This is a genomic window from Vibrio rotiferianus (genome assembly GCF_002214395.1).
Classification (GTDB): Bacteria; Pseudomonadota; Gammaproteobacteria; order Enterobacterales; family Vibrionaceae; genus Vibrio; species Vibrio rotiferianus.
On record NZ_CP018311.1, the window covers coordinates 1,156,403 to 1,177,768 of the forward strand.

The following is a 21,366-nucleotide window of genomic DNA, read 5'->3' on the forward strand; positions in this document are numbered from 1 at the left end:
AAGTATATTGCCCTTTCTTGATGTTAATTAGTGCTACAAGAACAGCCATAAAATGACTTAATTGTATCCCTTAACCAGACCAGTTTTGGGTTGTAAGCATTACGTTTGTGCCAAATCATGGTGAATGGGATCAGCAGTTTCTCTTGTTGTGGTTGTTCTAATGGAATCGGCAAACACACCAAATCTGGATGCAGCTTCTTGGTGTAATTCTCACAGTATTGTGGCGCTGTAGTCAGCATATTGTGATGTGGTTGCGCGGCCATAAACAGAGACTGTTCAAAGCTCGACATGGTTAAGCCAATGGAGCGCTGTAAGCCAAGTTCGCTCAACACTTCATCCAGTGCCCACGTTTCACTCTTTTCCCAAACAATGTTGATGTGTTGGTAACTCAAAAAGGTCTCAAGGTTCCATTCCTGCTTTAATACGGGGTGGTCCCTGTGCAAGTACACCATAGGTAAATCTGAGAAAAGCACTTCGAAATCGAGGAAGTAAGGGAGCAGGTCGAGTGACTCCTTCGATCGGGGATGGCTTTCTCTTCCGGTAAAGCCGATGTCTGCCTCTCCACGCACAATCGCATCGAGTGAATCGTAATCCCAGTTACTGGTTTTGACTTTTGCATCTGGGTAGCGCTGGTGGATTGCAACAAGAAGATCATCAAGAATCGTCAGCACCAAAGGCGACTCAATGGTCAGATCAAAGCGCACGCCTTTTGGCGCTATATCGCTGCGCTTCTCCGCAATTTGGCTGCCAATTTGTAGCCATTCCGCCAGATCTTGCTCCATGCTTTGCGCGAGTGGAGTCGGTGCTAGTCCTTTCGGTGTCTTGACAAACAGAGGATCATCAAACCAGTCACGAAGTTTATTGAGCGATTTACTCACTGTTGAAGGCGTGACGTTTAATTTTTTCGACGCTTTGGAGACACTCTGCTCTTGCAGCAGCAATTGCAGAGTGAACAACAGGTTGAGATCAAGACGGGCTAGTGATTTCTTCATAGTGGCTTTCATGAGCAGGCTTAGGAATAAATAGTATTAGAGCCAAGCTGATTGCGCCACCTATAGCTAACACAAACACCAACATATTCAGCGCATTAACGCCGATTAAGCCCATAAACCAGATGTAGAGAGCAGAGCAACACACTTGAGCAATGCCCAGTAGGGAGCTTGCTACACCTGCACGCAGAGAGAAAGGGCTGAGCGCTTGGCTCATGGCCACGCCAAAGCCAATCGAGAAGCCAGCACAAATCAGCCCAAATCCGAATAAGTAAAATGGGATTCCCCATTGGTTTAGATGCGCAAAACCAATCACCATTGCAGCACTGGCAAGCAAGGTTTGCGAAGTCAGCATCAGAGTACGTTGCTTAAAGTAAGACAAAGCCAATGGTGCAGAGAAAGAAGTGATCATACTGACGAGTGCCGTGCCTGCCATGACAGAAGAATAGCCACCACGATCAAAACCTAGCTCGCCCATCACTAGCATTGGTGAGACGTTCACGTAGGTAAGAATAGTGGTCACACCGATAGCAGTAATGATGAGTCGGCTGATGAAAAATCGCTCCGCAAACGTTTCTTGGGTAGAAGCTGAAGCGGTGCTTTGTTGTGGTATGACGCTAGGTTTTGACTCTTTGAGTACCAAAATAGAAAGCAAACAAACCATCATCCCCATACCTGCCATTGTGGTGAACAGGCTCGGCCAAGGGAATTTGAGCATAATGAGATGGCCGACAACGGGTGCTATCACAGGAATGATGCAAGTAATGCCGTTAAGCATGGAGAGAACTTTGGCGCGGCGTTTATCGTCCAATGTGTCTCGTAGAATAGCAAACGCAACTACATAGCAAGAGCCAGCCCCAATACCTTGCGCAAAGCGTGCGATTAAAAATGTAGTGGATTGCTCAGCCGTACCGCCTAGCAATGATGCAGTAATAAAGATGGCTGCGCCCACTACAGCAACGGGTTTGCGACCAATGGAATCGGCGATCTTTCCTGCAAACAGCATGGTGGTTGCCATACCTGCAAGATAGATAGAGAAGGCAATGTGTAACTGTGATTCACTGGCGTTTAGATCGGCTGCAATTTGTGGCAAACCTACAAGGTAAAGATCAATCGCGGTAGGATAGAGTAAAACAAGAGAGAAACTACAAAGCAGAAAACGAAACATGACAACCTCACTAACAATTGGTGAGGATAATAGTGTGCTAAACGTTTGCCTGCGAGTGGGAATTACGACCGCAGGTATTTCCATTTACGACATACCCTGTATAAATCGAACGGAAATTCAACAAGGATGACCATGATTACCATTGAAAAGTACACGCCATGCCGTCATGAGCAAACCATTGAGCTACAAGTCTTGGAAGAGCAGGCTCAGTTTACGATTGAGGATATTGGTAAGAAATTGGAAAGTCTTAAACCGACAGAGCTGCCCCATTTGATCCTAGAAAATGATCGTGTGGTCGGGTTCTTTTTGTTCGATGCTGCGTACAGTGAAGATTATGACTTTTGTCCTCAAGGAAGTATAGGAGTTCGCTCACTGCTGGTGGATCATCGCCATCAAGGCAAAGGTATCGCCAAGCAAGCAATTCGCTTGTTTGGGGACTTTGTTAAATTGCACTATCCAACGTTTGAGTTTCTCTACCTAACGGTTAACTGCCGAAATGTGCCCGCTTATCAGTGTTACCTTAAAGCTGGTTTTGAAGATACTCATGAGCTCTATCATGGTGGTCCCGTTGGCCCCCAACACATCATGCGTCAGGCGCTGTAAAAAGGGCTGAGTAAAGATTGTATCCACTCAGATTTTGAAATAAATTCGATGCAATTAAATGATTAAATCAAGGAAGACCTGTGAAGATTGAAGTCGATAATTTAGAAAGAGCCGAAGTCATCGCGCTGTTAGAAGAACACTTACAAGATATGTATGCCACGTCACCGCCAGAGAGCGTACATGCGTTAGACCTGGATAAACTAAAACTACCAGCCGTAACGTTCTGGACTGGATGGAAAGATGAGCAGCTGTTGGGGTGTGCTGCAATTAAAGAGTTGGATAACCAACACGCAGAGCTTAAATCCATGCGCACCACACCAGCAGCAAGAAACCAAGGTGTGGCCTCCCAACTATTGAATCATGTTATTGAGCAAGCGCAGCAAAAAGGGTTGCAGCGCTTGAGTTTAGAAACTGGGTCGATGGAATTTTTTAAACCTGCGCGTCTGTTGTATGAAAAGCATGGCTTTGTGTATTGCGATCCGTTTGGGGACTACGAATTCGATCCGAACAGTCAATTTATGACCCTAGAACTGAGCTAGGGTCACGTATTTCTAGCGAGTTAAGGTTAAGTTCCTTAGAAATTCAAATTGAAATTGATGGTTGGCATTAGCAACTGTGAACGTTCATCTGCCAGCCTTTTTCTCTTCTCTTTTAGGCGCTTGGCATTATCTTTATCTGGATTATTATCCAGTTGGTTGTCGATCACCGAAATTTGAGTATCGAGCTCTTGAATACGTTGCTGGCGCTGATATTCCTGATGACCTAACTGGTAGTTTTCAATGAATTGTTTATTACTGCACACGCCATAATATGTTTTACCTTCTACTCCTACCGTATAACCATTATCCGGAGAGCAGTAGAGAATCGTGCCTTTATCGAAGCCTTCTTGCCATTCCTTCCTGTCCGGCGTAACGCCAGCTTCACTGCAGTCTTCTGTATAGCTGTTGATGATGCTTGGGTTGTCACCCTCTCGACCGTCTTGGTAGCCTACCTTGTACCAATTAGCCGTCTTACACTCATCGGGAGACATACTGGTACAACCGGAGAGCAAAGTGAGTAAAGCAAGCGGAATAAGTGCTCTTTTCATCAGTAAATGTCCTTAAAAGAAATCAAATTGACCATTAGAATATAAATTGAACGGTGTTCATTTTATTGGGTGGAATCATAGTGCTCATAAATACATGTAATTGCAAATTGAAAACAATTAAGGCCATAGCCCCCCAGTTCAGGAGGCTATGGGGGGCTAACTAGTAGTTGTCAAAGGGAGAGGGGCAGGTTTCCATGTGCTCGCTTAAGTCACCAAATACGTTTGCGCCAACATATTCCGTATTAGTGGATTGGGCGTTGATGACTAAAGTTCTTTGCGGCTCGCGCAAGTCGCGCTTTAATTCTACCCAGTTATGGGCCATGGTTGATGAATTAACGGTATGGTAGCAAAGGTTGTTGTGATCGATGATGCTACACCAAAGCGTAGTCGCAGAGGGTGGTGACTCAGGCTTTTGCTCAAAGTGACAACCAAGTGGTGTTGCGCACGTTGCCATCAATGCTCTTGTTTGGCTAAGCACCTCGGTTTGCTCTGCTGCTGGTTGGGAAAATTTATAGTAATAACTTGCTCGAGCGAATCTTTGATGAGTTGCTGTGCCACCTGGAACGTCGAAGAGAGTGAGTCCAACGAGGTTCTTAGGATGGTTCCATTTTTCTAACCATGGTTTTAATAACAGCTGCTGAATCTCAAAACGCGGCGTAACGGTCGCGACATTATAGCTTTCACTTTCGTTTACACTGAAACGTCCACCTCTCAGTTCAATAATTGCAGAATTACCACTTGTATCAGAGAGTGTTAAGTGCAATTTAGTCGGTGTTTCGTTCTTTCCATCTGGAACATATTCACTGACGATGTATAGGTTGTCAGGGTTATTTCTGAAATAGTCCGCCGCTTCGCGAACACTTTCAAAATTGTCTAATGTGAATTGTACCCAGCGAAGTGAGCTGATGATGGCGACGCCATCTGGAATGATTTGTGTTGTTGTATGTTCTTTCTCGTCTTGCTCTAGCATCTCGAGTATTAGTTTCGAGACTGAATCTTTACTCTTTATGATCTCTGTCGCATTTTCAAAGTATGTTAGCAAATCTTCCACCCCATTTACGGCGAGACCTTTTTCATTTACCCCATCAATAGACGCTAGGCCAATATTATCGCTGCCTAGATAGGTACAAACACTCGAGTACTGGGCTGTCCAATGGTGTGCCTTTTGTGCTTCTGGGTGACGATCATTGATTCCAAGCCGGATTGAATCTCCGGCAGGTAGTCGGTATAAATAAGTTGTTAATGGGTTGTGCCAATCGAAGTTTCTCCCTGTCATAGGAAATGACGGGTTTAAATTATTGAAGATGCGTGTACACATAGGTGTCGAGTTTCCTTCTCGGTGCAATGAATAGAGAAATATCCTGTTAACAATTTGATATCATTATCATCAATGGAACTGAAAACACAATTATGTTTGTGATATGTAACTCGCTCTTTTTGATTTGCATGAAAATGGATTTATGAGTATGGAAAATTTGGAGTACACAGAGCAGATCCGGAATAAAGTACTTCGGTCTGTAAGTGTTGTATTCATGTTTGTTATGTCGGCACTGGTTGTTTTTAATGTCTTCTATCATTCCCAATATTTGCTTGCGTTTATAGAAGCGCTGTTTGCCTTGCTATCTCTTTACGTTTTTCTTCAATGTAGGAACGGAGGCTGTCATCGCTATGTGGTATTCGCCTATTTGTTGAGTATTGCGTTATTAATACTTGTGGCGAACTTGATTCTTCCCCTTACCGATGTTGTCTTTCTTTGGGCTTTTTTCTTTCCCATAATTTCTTATTTGTTGATGGGAGGAAGCCTTGGTTTCAAACTCACAGCAATTGTCTTTTTTTCAGTGGGCTCGGTACTGATATACAGACTTTTTAGTGATGAGTTATTTGACTACGCACCCGTTATGATTAACTTTATCACCTGTTATGTAACGATCTGGTGTGTCACTCACTTTTTTGAATTAAGCCGCGCTAAAGCCAACACTTCTCTCTCTAAGCTGGCGTTGACTGATGCCCTTACGGGTACCAGTAACCGTCTGGCTTTTACTAGTTCTTTTGCTAGTTTCGTTGGTGACTATCTACTGATGTTTGATATTGATGATTTCAAGCATATTAATGATGAGCATGGTCATGATATTGGTGACAAGGCACTATCTGAAATAGGACTCTGTTTGAAGACTGAGGTTGGTAATGAGAGAGTGTTTCGTGTTGGTGGTGAGGAGTTTTGTGTCTGGATTTCCGCGAAACATATGCCTGAGGCCATCACTAAAGCGAATAGGCTGAGAGAAGCGATTTCAAATATCCAACTGAAAGCGGATAGTCGTGAGGTCTACCTGACACTGAGTGGTGGACTTGTGAAGAACGAGTATCATACTGAATCTGATTTGCTTAAGTATGCAGACCAACTTATGTATCAAGCTAAGATGAATGGTAAAGATCAAATTACTCACTGTGCTGAAGCTGCGTAGACACGCTTAAAGTATTTGTTATGACCAAAACCTTTATAAAGTTGGAAAAAGGGAATCTTAAACTCACTGGCGCACAGGGTGAGTTAAGATTCCCTTTATTAATAGGGTCTGTTGACCTTTCAAGCTGATTTTTGCAGCTATTTGTGGGTAATTTATATTAGGCAGAGGCCTTGAAATATAGTTAGTCTAACTGAGAAGCCGGTAACGAAGTAGAAATGAACCACAAATGCTGCCCGAAGGGTTCGGCTAAAAGCGTTTTACTCTTTGTTGAGAGGTAATTGCTTAGAATGACTAGGCGGCAAACCTCTCGCCGCGATTAAAACGCTTTTATCTCGAACAAAACTTAACCATGAAAGGTCAATAGACCCTAACTAAGACTTCTAGTTGCTACTTTTAATTAGCTTTCAAATGAAAGTTTATCGCCGAACGTCCCTTTCCAGTCTTTATCGAACTGTTCAACCGCCGGTATTACTGCTGGGTGAGCGAACATTTGTGCCGCCACATCGGTTGGCAATGTAATGGCTTCGATGCCCAGTTTCATCACTTCCATCGCTTGTTGAGTGTTCTTGAAGCTGGCTGCCAAAATCTTTGCTGGTAGTTGGTTTTGATCGAGCAACAATTGAAGATCCGCGACCACTTCAACACCGTTGCCGTTCATCGCATCAATGCGGTTTACGTAAGGTGCTAGGTAGTCTGCACCGCACAGTGCCGCTAGGAAACCTTGTTGAGCTGAATAGATAGCGGTAGCAAGAACCTGAATTCCCTCTTTTTTCATTAGCTTAATTGCTGCTAAGCCCGTTTCTGTTGCTGGCACTTTTACCACCATGTCGTAAGGTAATTCATTCAGTTGGCGCGCTTCTGCCACCATGCCTTCGACGGTTGAACTCACGACTTGAGCGTGAAAGCGAGGTGTCCCGCTAAGTGCTTCTTGCATGCCTGCTAGAGTTTCATTCAGTCCCTGTTTTGACTTCGCCAAAATGCTTGGGTTTGTCGTCACGCCTTTTAGCGGCAGGCATTGGTTAAAGCGTTTTACTTCTGCCACATCAGCAGTATCTAAATAAAGTTCAATCATGGTTTCTACCTTAAACAAAATCTTCGTTTTGATGATGGGATCACTATAGATCTGACAATCGAACGAGATCTTGATTTTGATCAATTGGAATTTCATTTGAAGCTATAATAATTTCATTAAATGAAAGTTGAGTGAAACTTGTAAACGCTCAAATGAAGCTTTCAGTTAGAAAGCAGAAAAGTTGTTCATAAGACTTAACCAGCAAGAAACGAATTAAGTACACAGCGGTAGCACAGACCAAGAGGCAAGCAGAGATGTATTTCAATATTCAACGATTCTCTACCCATGATGGCGATGGCATTCGTTCCATTCTTTTTCTTAAAGGATGCAGCTTGTCTTGCCCTTGGTGTCAAAACCCAGAAAGCCGCAGCGAAAAGCATTCACTGCTGTTTGATCAGCGAAGCTGCATGGAAGATTGCCAGCTGTGCGTTTCTGCTTATCAAGCCACAACTCAATCTACAGCAGGTAGTGAAACGGTGGGTGATGGTATTCAACGTATCGACAACCAGATCATCATCAATCGCAAAGTCATCAAAGAAAACCAACTGATCGCGCTGCGAAACGTCTGTCCTACGCAAGCATTGACCGTCTGCGGTGAAGAGGCGAAATCAGACATGCTGTTCGATACCTTAATGAAAGACAAACCTTTTTACGACCAAAGCCAAGGTGGCGTGACCTTCTCCGGTGGTGAGCCACTCATGCAAGCGGATTTGGTAGCAGAACTCGCGCAGCGTCTGCATGACAACCAAGTCTCTACCGCCATTGAATCGTGTATGCATGTGCCGTGGAAGAACGTCGAAAAAGCCGCGCCGCATATCGATTGCTGGTTGGCGGATTTAAAACACACTGATGAAGAAAAGTTTCTTAGCTGGGCGAAAGGTTCACTAAAACGCATCAAAGACAATTTCCGAAAACTGGCACCTATCGCGAAACGCATTGTGATTCGCGTTCCCGTGGTGCCGGGGTTCAATGACACCATCGAAGAGTTGAAAGACATCATCGATTTTGCGGCTTCACTAGAAAGCTGCCAAGAACTTCACTTGCTGCCGTACCACACGCTCGGCATCAATAAATACCGTTTGCTCGATATGCCTTACGAGTGTTCTCACAAGCCATTAAACAAACCAGAACTGCTAGAAAGCGCCATGCAATACGCAAGCGAAAACACCCAACTTAACGTGATTGTAAGAGGTTAACTATGGACCTGAATTACCTTCCTGAGCGTATCAAAGCGCACAAATTGGCACTGGTAAATATCGTAACGCCACCTGTCTGTACCGAGCGTGCAGAGGCATACACTCGTGCTTATCAAGCAAACGAAGACAAACCTGTGATTGTCCAACGTGCGCTAGCACTGCAAGAGCATTTACGCACTCGTACTATTTGGATTAAACACGATGAGTTGATCGTCGGTAACCAAGCGAGCAAAGTGCGTGCTGCGCCTATTTTCCCGGAATACACTGTACGTTGGATTGAAGCGGAAATTGATGATCTAGCCGATCGCCCAGGTGCAGGCTTTGCTGTTACTGAAGAAGATAAGCAAAGCATCCACAGCATCACGCCGTATTGGCGCGGTAAAACCGTTCAAGACCGTTGTTATGGTTTGTTTACTGATGAGCAGCAAGAAATCTTAGCCAGCACCATCATTAAAGCTGAAGGCAACATGACTTCGGGTGACGCGCACCTTGCCGTGGATAACGAGAAAATCTTGAAGCTAGGCATGAACGGTTTGTTAGAGGATGTTCGTCAGCACCGTGCTAACAATGATGTTTCGACCTTTGAAGGCTTGAAGAAAGAGCAGTTCTACAAATCGGTCGAAATTGTACTGCTTGCCATTCAAGACCACATGGTGAGCTACGCTGAATTGGCGGCAAAAATGGCGCTAGAAGAGACGCGTCCGCTACGCAAAGCTGAGTTAGAAAGCATTGCGGCAAACTGTCGTCATGTCGCGAGCCACGCTCCAGAAAACTTCTGGCAAGCACTGCAATTGAGCTACTTTGTTCAGTTGATGCTACAAATCGAATCGAACGGTCACTCGGTTTCTTTCGGTCGTATGGACCAATTCCTAAACGAATTTTATGTTCGCGATATCGAAAACGGCGCGATTGAAAAAGGCTTTGCACTAGAGCTTTTACAAAGCTGTTGGTTGAAGCTGCTTGAAGTAAACAAGATTCGTTCTGGTGCGCACTCGAAAGCCTCCGCAGGTTCTCCGCTGTATCAAAACGTGTGTATCGGCGGTCAGAAGTTGAATGAAAAGGGTGAGCCTGAAGATGCAGTGAATCCACTTTCTTGGGCGATTCTGGAATCTTGTGGTCAGTTGCGTTCGACGCAACCTAACTTGAGTGTGCGTTACCATGAAGGTTTAAACCAAGAATTCCTGATGGGCTGTGTTGAAGTGATTAAGTGCGGCTTCGGTATGCCTGCGTTTAACAACGATGAGATTGTCATTCCTGAATTCATCAAACTTGGCGTAGAGAAAGAAGACGCGTACAACTACGCATCTATCGGTTGTATCGAGACGGCGGTTCCGGGCAAGTGGGGTTACCGTTGTACGGGCATGAGTTTCATTAACTTTGCTCGTATTCTGCTCGCTTCATTGAACGAAGGTGTGGATGCAACAACGGGTCAAGCTTTCTTGCCGCACGATAAGTCATTGGCAAAAGGCAATTTTGAGAACTTTGAGCAAGTGACAGCGTCTTGGGCAGAGCAAATCCGCTACTACACCCGTAAATCGATTGAGATTGATACGGTAGTCGACAGCGTGCTTGAACAGCAGGCACAAGACATCTTCTGTTCAACGCTGGTGGATGACTGTTTGGCTCGCGGTAAAACCGTGAAAGAAGGCGGCGCGAAATACGACTGGGTATCTGGTTTGCAAGTCGGTATCGCAAACTTGGGTAACAGCCTAGCTGCAATCAAACACCTTGTTTTCGATGACGCGCAGATCACCCAGCCTCTTATCTCACAACAACAGCTTGCAAAAGCACTAGCAGAAGATTTCGACGGCATGGAGAACGAACAGCTTCGCCAACGTCTTATCAACTTTGCACCAAAATACGGTAACGATGATGACGCAGTAGACCAACTACTGGCAGACGCGTACCAAGTGTACATTGATGAGCTAGAGCAGTTCGTTAATACGCGTCATGGGCGTGGTCCAATTGGTGGAGGTTACTACGCAGGTACATCAAGTATCTCGGCAAACGTCCCATTTGGCGCCTCAACCATGGCAACGCCTGACGGTCGTAAAGCGAAAACGCCATTGGCAGAAGGTGCAAGCCCGTCATCTGGCTCAGACCGTTTAGGCCCAACGGCAGTGTACAACTCGGTCGGTAAGATCCAAGCGAACAAAATCCTTGGTGGCGTGCTGCTTAACCAGAAGTTAAGCCCGGTGGCGGTTGAGTCTGAAGGGGATAAGCTCAAGCTTTCTATGTTGATTCGTACCTTCTTCAACCACCACAAAGGTTGGCACGTGCAGTACAACATCGTCTCTCGCGAGACCTTGCTAGCTGCGAAGAAGAACCCTGAACAATATCGTGATCTTGTCGTGCGAGTTGCAGGCTACTCAGCCTTCTTCACCGCGCTATCACCAGACGCGCAAGACGACATCATCGCACGTACCGAGCACGAACTGTAAGTACACTCACTAAGTAAAACAAAAGGCACCGATGGGTGCCTTTTTAATGGATGATGGAAACTAAGTGCAGTCAATATGAAACTTAGTGTGTATTTTAAGGTGGATCACATTTTAGAACTTATTAATCGAGTTCTCTCTCACATATTAACCCTATGCCCTACGATTAATTATGCAACTTAATGGGTATTTGGGGATGCATTTTTATGGGGAATGAATATGAGAGAAATGGAATATGACTATCCTTCTAGCTATAACTTAATTTCTATCACCGACCCGTCTAGTTACATCAAGTATGCGAGCGCTAACTTCAATGAAGTCGCAGGCTTTGATGATGGCGAGTTAATTGGTCAGCCTCATAATGTTGTTCGGCATCCCGATATGCCAAAACAGGCTTTTAAAGATTTATGGTCGCACCTGAAAAGTGGCAAGCACTGGATGGGGATGGTCAAAAACAAGAGAAAGAATGGCGGGTATTATTGGGTGGATGCGTTTGCTTCCCCAATAAAGAGCAATGGAAAAACAGTAGAATATCAATCTGTTAGGTTTAAACCAGAACGGGCATATGTAAAAAGAGCAGAGAAGGCGTACTCAAAGCTAAATGCAGGTTCTAAACCAATTCAAATGTATTTTCCAAGAACGCGCCTTTGGATGAGAGCCGCATTTTTTATTTTAGTATCTAGTGCTTTGGGTATGACGCTCGAAACGTTAGGTCAGCCCTCTTGGGTTGCTTTCATGGCGGTTTCTTTGTTGTCAATATTAGCGATTTATGTTTTGACACGACCATTAGAAAAGCTAGCAAAACAATCAAGAAAGGATTTCGATAATCCTCTAATGGAGTACATTTATTGCAATAAAATTAATGATCTAGCAGAGATTGAGCTAGCAATGAAAATGAGAAAGCAATACGCAAATGCTTTGCTCGGAAGAATTAGTATTTCAGTCAAGGATTCATGTGACTCGACTCAGCAAAACGCAGATAAAGCTGCAGTAAACAGCGAAAGCGTTACTGAAAATCTCAGCGCACAGAAAGTCCAAATTGATTCCGTATCGGTCGCTGTGAATGAAATGCAAGCATCTTCATCTGAAATATCGGTGAATGCTCAAGCGACGGCAGATGCGACGTTAAAAGCCCAGCACACAATGACAGAAAGCCGCACTGTGATTGATGGAGTTAACCTTTCAGTTCTTGATCTCGTGGATGAGCTAGGACAAATATCTGAGGTGGTCACGCGTTTAAACAACCAAACAGAACAAGTGGGTTCAGTTGTGGAAGTAATCAGTGATATTGCTGAACAAACCAACCTATTAGCATTGAATGCCGCTATAGAAGCAGCCAGAGCGGGTGAGCAAGGTCGAGGTTTTGCTGTTGTTGCTGATGAAGTAAGAACATTGGCTAAACGGACTCAAGAGTCGACGACGTCAATAAAGACAGTAATAGAGAATATTCAGCAAGGTAGTCAATCAGCAGTACTCGCGCTCAAGAAAGGGAACGAGAAATCAACGGGTACAGTATCTTTGCTAAATTCGTCTTTAGATTGTATTCAACAGCTTGAAGATCTTGTGCAGGATGTGGTTGAACGTAATCAACAGATAGCAGTCGCAATTGAAGAGCAAGTATATGTAACTGATGAAATTAATGAAAATATTCAAACCATAAACCTTAAGTACAATGAGTCTTATGAGTTAATGACAGAAACAAACAAAATGAATGACACAGTAAGAAAAAGTACAGAGGACTTGGCAGAAATGATTCAAAAGTTCGCTTAACTATAGTAGCAAAGGCTAAAAGTAGTGAGGGGATCAATTATCTGGAGTTAGTTGGTTTTATCAACAGACGCAATGATAAAAATGTTAGATTGACTCAGACAAAAAGGCACCAATAGGTGCCTTTTTAGGTTTTGGAATGCGTCTATTTACCCATGTGCTCGTTGCGCATTTAAACGTGCGAATGGTATTACTCATTTGCAGTGGAAGAAAGCTAATCAATTATCGAGCTAGGTGCTTAGTAAATCTATTTGAGCTTTATCGTATTTAGTTGCATAAGTGATTGATTAGTTGGGTTGTTTCAATAGGGTAGGAGAAAGTTCAAAACAAGGGTAGAAGAACGGATGTTTTTACTCATAGCAATACTTGCAGGGTTAGCGGCGTTCGCGTGGTTTTACAGAGAAGGGCAAGACGTCGGCTTAAACCGAATTCTCGGTATGCTTTATTTCATTGCGTACACGGTGGTGTACTTGTACGTCCCACCATTCCTTGAGGCTGGTCATCAATATATAGGTAAAACCTACGAGCTTGTCCCAATCGTTTGTTTTTACTTTATTTTGCAACCGGCCCCTGAAGAGGCATCGGTAGAGCAAAAGGCCATGACATTCTTCGCATGGTGTGGATTGCTATTCATCACCTGCTTCTTGTTGTATTTCAAAATGAATGTTTGGTAAAAAGTTATATTCAAGGATGAAAAATGAGTGTCAGTCACTACGTAAAAGAGCTACGCAGCAAAGTGGGTAATCAAGTATTAATGATTCCGGGCGTTGCCGCTGTGATCCTTAATGAAAGTAATAAACTGCTTTTGCAAAAGAAATCTGATGGCAGTTGGAGTTTGCCTGCAGGCATGATTGAGCCAGCCGAATCACCTTCGCAAGCCGTGGTTCGAGAAGTCAGAGAAGAAACCGGACTCAAGATTAAAGTTGAACGTGTGCTAGGTATTTTCGGTGGAGAGGGGTTTGGTTTTACTTATCCAAACGGCGACCAAGTTGAATACACAGTTGTCTTGTTAAAGTGTCTGCAAACGGGACACTTTGTAGAACAGCTAGATGACGAGACTATCGAGCTGGCTTGGTTCTCTAAAACAGATATGCCGGCACTTGCTTTGCCTTATCCCCTTGAGTGCTTATTTGCAGAAAACATCGAGCCATTGGTTTCGTAACAATTGCTCACTCAAACTAACGCAAGGAAGAAAATGCAAATAGTCAAAGCCAATCTCAGCCATTTTGAAGCGTTTGAGCAGTATGTTGAAAAGTGTGCTCAGGCGGGAATGGAGATGTACGTCGCCGCCCAAAGCGATAGTGAAGCGCTTTTGAAAAAACGAATTGGATACGCAAAAGGTGAAGGTTTGCCGGAAGGTTGGACGCCGTCTTCGACATACTTCTGTATCGAAGAAGGGGTGATACTTGGTTCGATTCGAGTGCGTGAAGGCAATAACGACTACCTTGAAAATGTGATTGGGCACATTGGTTACGAAACTGCGCCAGATGCTCAAGGCAAAGGCATCGCCACATTGATGTTGAATTGGGTGAAAACCGAAATCATTAAGGACTTTGCTATCGTCACTTGTGATGTGAACAATACCGCATCAAGGCGCGTGATCGAAAAGGCGGGTGGCGAGTTCCTCAATACATTCTATTCAGAACAAGACCAATACGAAGTGCGTCGCTATCGAGTGATACCTCGTTGTCCCTACTCAACTACTTAAGGATTAAGGAATGATCGAAAGGAAACGCGGTATTTACCAAGGAAGAAATAAATCGTCAGCTTATAAAGACCTAGTTTGGACTGTCGCGACATCTTCTGACACTACTCTTGGTATTGTTGAACAAACTAAACTAACGCTGCGAACTATTGAAGACAATCTGCTTGAATTGGGCTCTGATAAAACGCGCATCGTAAGTGCGCAAGTCTATATCGCGAATATGATAGATAAGCCCCTTATGGATGCGGTTTGGTGCGAGTGGGTGGAAGATAACTCAGACCATTGGCCACAACGAGCGTGTTTGGGCGTCGATTTAGAAGGGGATGTCTTGATTGAAGTGACGGTGACGGCTGTTCGAACTTAGTTGTTCATTGACTGGTTTAACAACGCCCTCAGAGTTGAGGGCGTTTTACTGTTTAAACATTTTCTAAATGGTATGAGAACTTAGAACTCTTCCTCTTCAAAGCGTCCTGTGTTCTCTAGCCATAAACCATTGATGACACCAAAGGCGCAGGCGAGTAACACGCCAAGTACCCAACACATGTACCACATACGTGCCTCCTTAATAGAGCGATGAGCTGTTGCTGCGGATGTAGTTGTTATCCAAACGTCCGAACATTTTGTAGTAACACCATGCGGTGTAGCCCAGAATCACAGGTACAACGATGATGGCAACGATAGAGATAATGCCGAGTGTTTTCTCACTTGATGTCGCATCCCATAACGTTAAGCTGTGCGATGGGTTGATACTTGATGGCATGATCATCGGGAACAATGTGACGCCCGCGGTTAAGATGATGCAAGCGATCGCAATACTCGACATAGTAAACGCCACCCCAGCACGGCGAGAGACCGTTGCCCAAAAGCACACCAGTAAGCTCGTTACCGCAGTGAATGGAATCAACCAAAGTAGCGGCATTTCGCTGAAGTTATGCAATAAATCACCCGCAATGCTCACCACTTGTTTGTTGAGTGGGTTTGAAATGCCATCTTTAAGCATTGCACCTATGATGATGTAACCCGATTGCGATGCCGCGAACAAACCGCCAAACATAAACAGCAACATGGTTGCCCCCGCGCCCCACAGCGTGATGTTTTGGGCTCGTGTGCGTAGCTCATGTTTGGTTTTCATTTGAAGGAAAGCAGCACCTTGTGTCACCACCATGGTCAAGCTCACCAAGCCACACAGAATTGGGAATGGAGTGAGCAAGTCAAAGAACCCACCTTGATAGTCCAACATCAGCAAGTTGTTTAACTCGAACGGTACGCCGACCAACAAGTTACCGAAGCCAACCCCAAAGATAATCGGTGGAATAACGCCGCTGATGAACAAGGCGATATCACACACATTGCGCCATTGCGGATTATCGATTTTAGCTCGGTAATCCATACCGATAGGACGCAACCAAAGGGATGCGAGCACTAACAGCATGGCAATGTAGAAGCCGGAGAACGCTGCGGCGTATACCAAGGGCCATATCGCGAAGATGGTACCGCCAGCGGTGATCAGCCACACTTGGTTGCCGTCCCAGTGTGGCGCGATAGCATTAAGCATTACGCGGCGTTCTAGGTTCTTTTTCCCCATAACAGGGAGCAGCGCGGCTACCCCCATATCGAATCCGTCGGTGATGGTAAAACCAATCAACAGCACACCAACGATCGCCCAAGTAAATAGGCGTAGGTTTTCGTAATCAAACATAGTGCCTCCTTAGTGCTGATCAATCAGTTTGAATGTGTCGGATTGTTTGTCTTTTTTGTTGTTTTCTTCGTGGTGATAGCGACCCGTTTTAAGCACGCTTGGTCCACGTTTGGCAAACTTCACCATCAAGAACATTTCTACAATCAAGAATGCTGTGTAGAGCACATAAACAAAGCCGAGTGAAATCCAAATGTCACTTGGTGCGAGGTTAGATACTGCCATATTGACCGGAAGGACCTCGCCAATTGCCCATGGCTGACGTCCGTACTCAGCAACGAACCAACCTGCTTCACAAGCTATGAAAGGCAATGGAATCGCCCATAGTGCCGCTCTCAATAGCCAAGGGCTCGAACCTAATTTTCTGCGGCAGACTTGGACGAAAGACAAACCGATAATGGCGAACATCAATACCCCACACGCCACCATGACTCGGAAGCTCCAGAATAGTGGTGCCACTTGAGGAATCGTGTCTTGCGCTGCTTGTTTGATTTGGCTTTCAGTCGCGTCGGTGACGTTCTCGGTGTATTTCTTCAATAGCAGACCGTAGCCGAGGTCTTTCTTCATCTCATCGAATTGAGCGATGTTTTCAGGGCTGTCGTTACCTGCGCGAAGTTCCTCTAGCATGCCGTAAGCTTGGATACCATCGCGGATACGATCTTCGTTCTGTACCATCAGATCGCGTAAGCCCATCACAGGTTCATCCAGCGAGCGAGTCGCGATGATCCCCATTAGATATGGAATCTTAATGGCGTAGTCGGTTTCCATAGTTTCTTGGTTTGGTAAGCCAAATAGCGTGAACGAGGCGGGTGCTTCTTCGGTGTGCCATTCGGACTCAATTGCCGCGAGTTTTACCTGTTGCACGTCACCAAGCTCGTAACCCGATTCATCACCCAGCATCAATGTCGACACAATCGCAGCCATACCAAATGCAGACGCCACCGCAAACGAACGGCGAGCGAACGAGATATCTCGACCTTTGAGTAAGTAGTAAGCACTGATGCCCATCACAAACAAAGCACCTGTGGTGTAACCGGCAGCCACGGTATGAACAAACTTCACTTGCGTGACAGGGTTAAACACCACATCAGCAAAGTTGATCATTTCCATTCTCATGGTTTGGTAATTGAATTCTGCGCCGACTGGGTTTTGCATCCAGCCATTTGCCATCAAAATCCACAACCCAGAGAAGTTAGAACCTAGCGCTGTCAGCCAAGTGACCGACAAGTGTTGGCGTTTTGATAATCGATCCCAACCGAAGAAGAACATGCCGACTAAGGTGGATTCGAGGAAGAAGGCAATTAAGGCTTCGATAGCGAGCGGTGCCCCGAAAATATCGCCCACATAGTGAGAGTAATACGCCCAGTTGGTACCAAATTGAAACTCCATGGTAAGACCGGTCGCCACGCCCACTGCGAAGTTAATCCCGAATAACTTACCCCAGAACTTGGTCATGTCCTTGTAGATGGTTTTTCCCGTCATGACGTACAAAGACTCCATAACGGCCAGCAAGAAAGACAAACCTATGGTCAGTGGGACGAATATAAAGTGATAGAGTGCGGTACTAGCGAACTGAAACCGCGACAGGTCAACGACATCTGCAAACATAAGGACTCCTTCCCGCTACCAGAGTAGCGGGTTAGATAAGGTTATTATTAGTCTGTTTAATTAAGCGTTAAAGCTTGGGCGCTTGAGTTACGCTTTTGCTGGTGTGCGAGAGAAAGGTTTTCTCAACCAGTAATCCAAGCTTACGTAGCGACCACCGCCGTAGAAGAACAGCACCAGCAACATCACAAAGTAGGTGGCTGCGAACTCCATACCGTTGTTGAGCATCACTGGGTCACCCAATTCGGTGATGTAGTTGTATCGACCTGGGAAGTTGGTTGCTAACCATTCAATAAAGCCGTTTAAACGTACCGTTGCTTCCATGCCGCCAGTGGCGATGGCATCCCAACCGTGTTTCCAGTGCACCATTGCGCTCGCGACACTCATCAAGAAAATCATCGGAATCGACATCACTCGGGTAAACAAACCCAAAGCGATACAAATACAACCAAGCACTTCCGTACCTGCAGCAAGAAACGCTAACAACTCGGGAAATGGTAAGTTCAAACCACCATCTGCGGTGGACGCGCCAAACCACGCGACGGTGCCGGAGAAACCCAGCACCTTAGAGCGAGCGCCAACAAAAATGACCGGAATGAGGTAGAGACGAATCGCAAGCAACGCTAAGTAATCGTATCTTTTGCATTTCTCGACGAGACCGTCGAACCAATTGAGGGCTGACTTAATCATAATTTTTCTCCTGAAGGGCGGACGCTGACGAGTCCTAGTTCACTGAAGTGTTGAGCCCACTCCATGAAACTGAATCTGGCGAGTTGCTGAGCAATCATTTGTTGTAGTTGCGCCAGAGTCAGGTTTGGTTGCTGTTGTAATAGCTGAATCAATGCGACATCCACTTCTCTGAGCTTTTGCGATATCACATGATGCTGTGAGTTCCGAAACACGCCATAAAACACAGGGTGACGCCTGTCAGTTAAGAAGGTCACGGAGTCTTGATGCAGCAAGAAAGGCACTTCGACCAGCTTTAATGTTGGGTTGAGTTGCAGCACTTGGCTCTCTTCGAATATCGGATTCGATGAAGAAGTGAATGCCGCGACTAAGGTGTCAATTTCTACATTGAACGCCACCCATTCATATTCCAACAACGCCATCTGATCGGCAGAAATAGAGCTAGAGTCTTGATGCACTTTCTGCTGCAAAAATTGAACAAACTCGGTGGCAATATGATGAAACTCAGGCTCGGATGCGCCATGCATCACCACAAAGTCATCCACCATGCGCTCAAGTTGTTCATCAGCGAACTGCGAAGAAAATAGAGGGAACGTATTCGCAACGACACCCAAGATGTTGTCGCGGATAAATTCGCTATATCGACACAGCGCATGCTGATTCATAGGTGTGCGAATCAGAGCCGTTAGGGACTCGGTTTGCGCGCGCATTTTGTTCGGAGGATTAAGCATTGAGCACCTCCTTACACAACACTTCGAGTGTTTGGCTGAAATCCAAGATCTCACCATGAATGCTGCGAAGCTCTTCGGCCAGAACAAGCAGCGACGGCACATTGTGGTCGCGCTCAAGAAGCAAAGGCTTGCTGCCATGCACCGAGTAGGTGTAACGAGCCAGATCAATCACTTCATCAGGCACTGGTTTACCATGGGTATCGAGCAAGAAGTCATCACGCTCTTTCAAGTGACCCGCAATGTGGTAATAACGAATCGCGTCGCTTGGTAAAGTACTCAGCATGTCGTAAGGGCAGAAATGATGATTTCGGCTGTTGACGAACACATTGTTGATGTCGATAAGCAGCTCACATCCACTGCGGTCACTCACTTCAGCGATAAACTCGCCCTCTGGCATTTCATGTCCGTAATCGTGGTAGTAAGAGATATTCTCTAACGCCAATGGACGCTGAATAATGTCTTGCACGCGTTGAATGCGTTCGACCAAATACGGAATGTTCTCTTTATGTCGAGGGATCGGAAGCAGTTCATACAAATAGCCCTGATTGTCTCTAGAGAAACTCAGATGTTCGCTATAGATGTCGATATTAAATTCATCGAGAAAGCGTGCGACGTCTCGTACAAAAGACTCGTTTAACGGTTGGCAATCACCAATCGATAAGCTCAAGCCATGAGCGACAAGCGGATAATATTTCGCAATGTCTTGCAGCTGTTCACGTTTCAAGCCGCCAATATTCATCCAGTTTTCCGGTGCTAATTCGAGGAAATCGATATCTGGGTGCTCGGGCAACTGACACAGCAAATCAACGTGTTCGCTGCGCAGCCCAATCCCTTTTGATGTATCGGTTATTGTCCGCATACGCCACCTGTTACTTTGCTTTTGGTGAGTTTGATGGTTTCTTCTGAAGGGTTAATACCTTCGCCAGTCACGCCACATTTGCCGTCACGAGCGCGTACCAAGCGACCTTGTGGATCGTTCTTTAGTTCTTGTTTCTCAAAGCGTTTCTCTGTACCACATTTACCAGCCGCACACTTACCGCCATGTTGAGAGCTGGATTGAGCCTCTACGGGAGCTTCTGTGGGTGCATCGGCAAACGCCATGCCTGAGTTCAAAGTAATGACAGACGTCATTGCGATAGATAGAGCAAGTTTATTGTTCATGAGACATCTCCTTCGCTGCGCTCATTGGGTAGCTAGATAAATCGTGACCAGCAATAACTTGACCGTGGTAGTACTCTTTAACGATCTTGATGGAAGCTGGTTTGAGTTTTAGACCTAAGCCCATCCAGTGGTTAAGCACCAAAAGTTTTGGATTCACTTCTGCGGCGATCTTGCCGGCAACCGATGGCTTAGCGTGCATAAACGATGAGACTCCGTCGGCTTCTTCATGAATAGCTAATGGCATCAATAAGATGTCCGCACCTTTAGCGAAGTCGATGAAGTCAGGGTTACTGCCGTTTTGGTCAGCGGAAATCACCATCACGCCTTCGGCACTCTCGATTCGAAAAGCGAGACAAGGAACGTCGCCGTGTGGGATACCCAGTGCGTAAATGGTTAACCCATCTTGCTCGTACACCTTGGTGCCTTGGGAAGTTTTGTATGGCACATCGGTAATGGTGACAGGGAACAAGCCATCGCTGCCATCAAACAAACCGTTCAGATATGCGTACGCGCCTTCATCACCGTCGAAAAGCGCTTTCATGTAACCGGTTAAGCTAGGAAATGCAGAGCCTGCTTCTGGGCCTGCGATATCGAGAGGATCTTGACGGTCAAAGAAGTAGCCACCTTTTAATAAGGCAGGAACGTCGGCGACGTGGTCGGTGTGAAAGTGGCTTAATCCAAGGAAGTCTAAGTCTTCCAATTTGCCGCCCGCTTGACCAAAACGCAGATAAACACCACCACCGGCATCGATCATCACGCGTGATTTCCCTTTCCACCAAACCAGTTCGCCAGACGAGGCACGAAGGTCATCAGAGATTGGTCCGCCAGAGCCAAGAAGTTGCAAAGTAAAATCTTTGTCTAGCGGTTCGAGAGAGAGTGCGTAACTGTTGGCGGCTCCGAGAGATAACCCCAGAACCAGCACTAACGCTTTTAAAGGCTGTTTCATATCAAATACCTATGAGTTTGATTTTTCTTATTTATTTCCTTTGGGTGAGCATC

General features: G+C 45.5%; 23 protein-coding genes. 10 read left to right on the forward strand and 13 right to left on the reverse strand.

What is annotated here, in order from left to right; all coding sequences use genetic code 11:
- Positions 1–23 precede the first annotated feature (23 nt).
- Together yidZ and BSZ04_RS05465 are read right to left on the reverse strand one after the other, a co-directional pair.
- The gene (gene yidZ / locus BSZ04_RS05460) at positions 24–992 is read right to left on the reverse strand and encodes an HTH-type transcriptional regulator YidZ (protein ID WP_088879778.1); all 969 of its coding nucleotides are present in this window, start codon (positions 990–992) and stop codon (positions 24–26) included.
- Positions 967–2,157, reverse strand: a complete 1,191-nt coding sequence (locus BSZ04_RS05465; protein ID WP_088879779.1) for an MFS transporter — start codon at positions 2,155–2,157, stop codon at positions 967–969. Before BSZ04_RS05465 ends, yidZ begins: the two co-directional genes overlap by 26 nt.
- Positions 2,158–2,289: 132 nt before the next feature.
- On the opposite strand from BSZ04_RS05465, the gene BSZ04_RS05470 reads away from it, so the two are divergent.
- Both BSZ04_RS05470 and BSZ04_RS05475 read left to right on the forward strand, forming a co-directional pair.
- Entirely contained in the window at positions 2,290–2,760 is a 471-nt protein-coding gene (locus tag BSZ04_RS05470) for a GNAT family N-acetyltransferase (protein ID WP_029561157.1), read from the forward strand.
- Positions 2,761–2,840: 80 nt separating this feature from the next.
- A complete protein-coding gene (locus BSZ04_RS05475; protein ID WP_088879780.1) occupies positions 2,841–3,299 on the forward strand; it encodes a GNAT family N-acetyltransferase in 459 nt (152 codons plus the stop codon).
- Positions 3,300–3,334: 35 nt separating this feature from the next.
- On the opposite strand, the gene BSZ04_RS05480 is transcribed toward BSZ04_RS05475, so the two are convergent.
- Together BSZ04_RS05480 and BSZ04_RS05485 are read right to left on the reverse strand one after the other, a co-directional pair.
- A complete protein-coding gene (locus tag BSZ04_RS05480) occupies positions 3,335–3,847 on the reverse strand; it encodes a DUF2799 domain-containing protein (protein WP_038885515.1) in 513 nt (170 codons plus the stop codon).
- A gap of 160 nt (positions 3,848–4,007) precedes the next feature.
- On the reverse strand, positions 4,008–5,165 hold the full coding sequence (locus tag BSZ04_RS05485; protein ID WP_088879781.1) for a linear amide C-N hydrolase: 1,158 nt from the start codon (positions 5,163–5,165) through the stop codon (positions 4,008–4,010).
- Between the two features lie 148 nt (positions 5,166–5,313).
- Between BSZ04_RS05485 and BSZ04_RS05490 the strand changes: the two genes are divergently transcribed.
- On the forward strand, positions 5,314–6,309 hold the full coding sequence (locus tag BSZ04_RS05490; protein WP_231896269.1) for a GGDEF domain-containing protein: 996 nt from the start codon (positions 5,314–5,316) through the stop codon (positions 6,307–6,309).
- Positions 6,310–6,706: 397 nt separating this feature from the next.
- Here the strand turns inward: BSZ04_RS05490 and BSZ04_RS05500 are convergent, their stop codons facing one another.
- Entirely contained in the window at positions 6,707–7,381 is a 675-nt protein-coding gene (locus BSZ04_RS05500) for a fructose-6-phosphate aldolase (protein ID WP_088880245.1), read from the reverse strand.
- A gap of 254 nt (positions 7,382–7,635) precedes the next feature.
- Between BSZ04_RS05500 and BSZ04_RS05505 the strand changes: the two genes are divergently transcribed.
- From BSZ04_RS05505 to BSZ04_RS05535, 7 genes are all read left to right on the forward strand, one after another.
- Positions 7,636–8,577: a glycyl-radical enzyme activating protein gene (locus tag BSZ04_RS05505; protein WP_088879783.1), complete on the forward strand. Its 942-nt coding sequence runs from the start codon at positions 7,636–7,638 to the stop codon at positions 8,575–8,577.
- A 2-nt stretch (positions 8,578–8,579) separates the two neighbouring features.
- Positions 8,580–11,018 carry a formate C-acetyltransferase/glycerol dehydratase family glycyl radical enzyme gene (locus tag BSZ04_RS05510; RefSeq protein WP_088879784.1) on the forward strand — a complete coding sequence of 813 codons (2,439 nt, stop codon included), beginning with the start codon at positions 8,580–8,582 and terminating at the stop codon, positions 11,016–11,018.
- A gap of 216 nt (positions 11,019–11,234) precedes the next feature.
- Entirely contained in the window at positions 11,235–12,785 is a 1,551-nt protein-coding gene (locus tag BSZ04_RS05515) for a methyl-accepting chemotaxis protein (RefSeq protein ID WP_162531032.1), read from the forward strand.
- Positions 12,786–13,126: 341 nt separating this feature from the next.
- Positions 13,127–13,456, forward strand: coding sequence for a hypothetical protein (locus BSZ04_RS05520; RefSeq protein WP_088879786.1), 330 nt, complete (start codon positions 13,127–13,129; stop codon positions 13,454–13,456).
- Between the two features lie 23 nt (positions 13,457–13,479).
- Positions 13,480–13,944: an NUDIX domain-containing protein gene (locus BSZ04_RS05525; RefSeq protein WP_088879787.1), complete on the forward strand. Its 465-nt coding sequence runs from the start codon at positions 13,480–13,482 to the stop codon at positions 13,942–13,944.
- A 33-nt stretch (positions 13,945–13,977) separates the two neighbouring features.
- Positions 13,978–14,490: a GNAT family N-acetyltransferase gene (locus BSZ04_RS05530; protein ID WP_088879788.1), complete on the forward strand. Its 513-nt coding sequence runs from the start codon at positions 13,978–13,980 to the stop codon at positions 14,488–14,490.
- Positions 14,491–14,500: 10 nt separating this feature from the next.
- The gene (locus BSZ04_RS05535; protein ID WP_038891792.1) at positions 14,501–14,851 is read left to right on the forward strand and encodes a RidA family protein; all 351 of its coding nucleotides are present in this window, start codon (positions 14,501–14,503) and stop codon (positions 14,849–14,851) included.
- An 80-nt stretch (positions 14,852–14,931) separates the two neighbouring features.
- Here the strand turns inward: BSZ04_RS05535 and cydX are convergent, their stop codons facing one another.
- The 8 genes from cydX to BSZ04_RS05575 form a co-directional block, all read right to left on the reverse strand.
- Positions 14,932–15,039: a cytochrome bd-I oxidase subunit CydX gene (cydX, locus tag BSZ04_RS05540; protein ID WP_010453186.1), complete on the reverse strand. Its 108-nt coding sequence runs from the start codon at positions 15,037–15,039 to the stop codon at positions 14,932–14,934.
- Between the two features lie 10 nt (positions 15,040–15,049).
- Complete coding sequence (cydB, locus tag BSZ04_RS05545; protein WP_088879789.1) at positions 15,050–16,186, reverse strand: cytochrome d ubiquinol oxidase subunit II; 1,137 nt, start codon at positions 16,184–16,186, stop codon at positions 15,050–15,052.
- 9 nt (positions 16,187–16,195) lie between these two features.
- The gene (locus BSZ04_RS05550; protein WP_088879790.1) at positions 16,196–17,791 is read right to left on the reverse strand and encodes a cytochrome ubiquinol oxidase subunit I; all 1,596 of its coding nucleotides are present in this window, start codon (positions 17,789–17,791) and stop codon (positions 16,196–16,198) included.
- Between the two features lie 87 nt (positions 17,792–17,878).
- The gene (locus tag BSZ04_RS05555) at positions 17,879–18,478 is read right to left on the reverse strand and encodes an HvfX family Cu-binding RiPP maturation protein (protein ID WP_005429408.1); all 600 of its coding nucleotides are present in this window, start codon (positions 18,476–18,478) and stop codon (positions 17,879–17,881) included.
- Positions 18,475–19,206: an HvfC/BufC family peptide modification chaperone gene (locus BSZ04_RS05560; RefSeq protein WP_088879791.1), complete on the reverse strand. Its 732-nt coding sequence runs from the start codon at positions 19,204–19,206 to the stop codon at positions 18,475–18,477. The genes BSZ04_RS05555 and BSZ04_RS05560 overlap by 4 nt, the downstream gene beginning before the upstream one ends.
- A complete protein-coding gene (locus BSZ04_RS05565) occupies positions 19,199–20,065 on the reverse strand; it encodes an MbnB/TglH/ChrH family RiPP precursor modification enzyme (protein ID WP_010453176.1) in 867 nt (288 codons plus the stop codon). Before BSZ04_RS05565 ends, BSZ04_RS05560 begins: the two co-directional genes overlap by 8 nt.
- Positions 20,053–20,367: a hypothetical protein gene (locus BSZ04_RS05570; RefSeq protein WP_005453102.1), complete on the reverse strand. Its 315-nt coding sequence runs from the start codon at positions 20,365–20,367 to the stop codon at positions 20,053–20,055. Before BSZ04_RS05570 ends, BSZ04_RS05565 begins: the two co-directional genes overlap by 13 nt.
- Positions 20,357–21,313 carry an MBL fold metallo-hydrolase gene (locus BSZ04_RS05575; protein ID WP_088879792.1) on the reverse strand — a complete coding sequence of 319 codons (957 nt, stop codon included), beginning with the start codon at positions 21,311–21,313 and terminating at the stop codon, positions 20,357–20,359. The genes BSZ04_RS05570 and BSZ04_RS05575 overlap by 11 nt, the downstream gene beginning before the upstream one ends.
- Between the last annotated feature and the right edge of the window lie 53 nt (positions 21,314–21,366).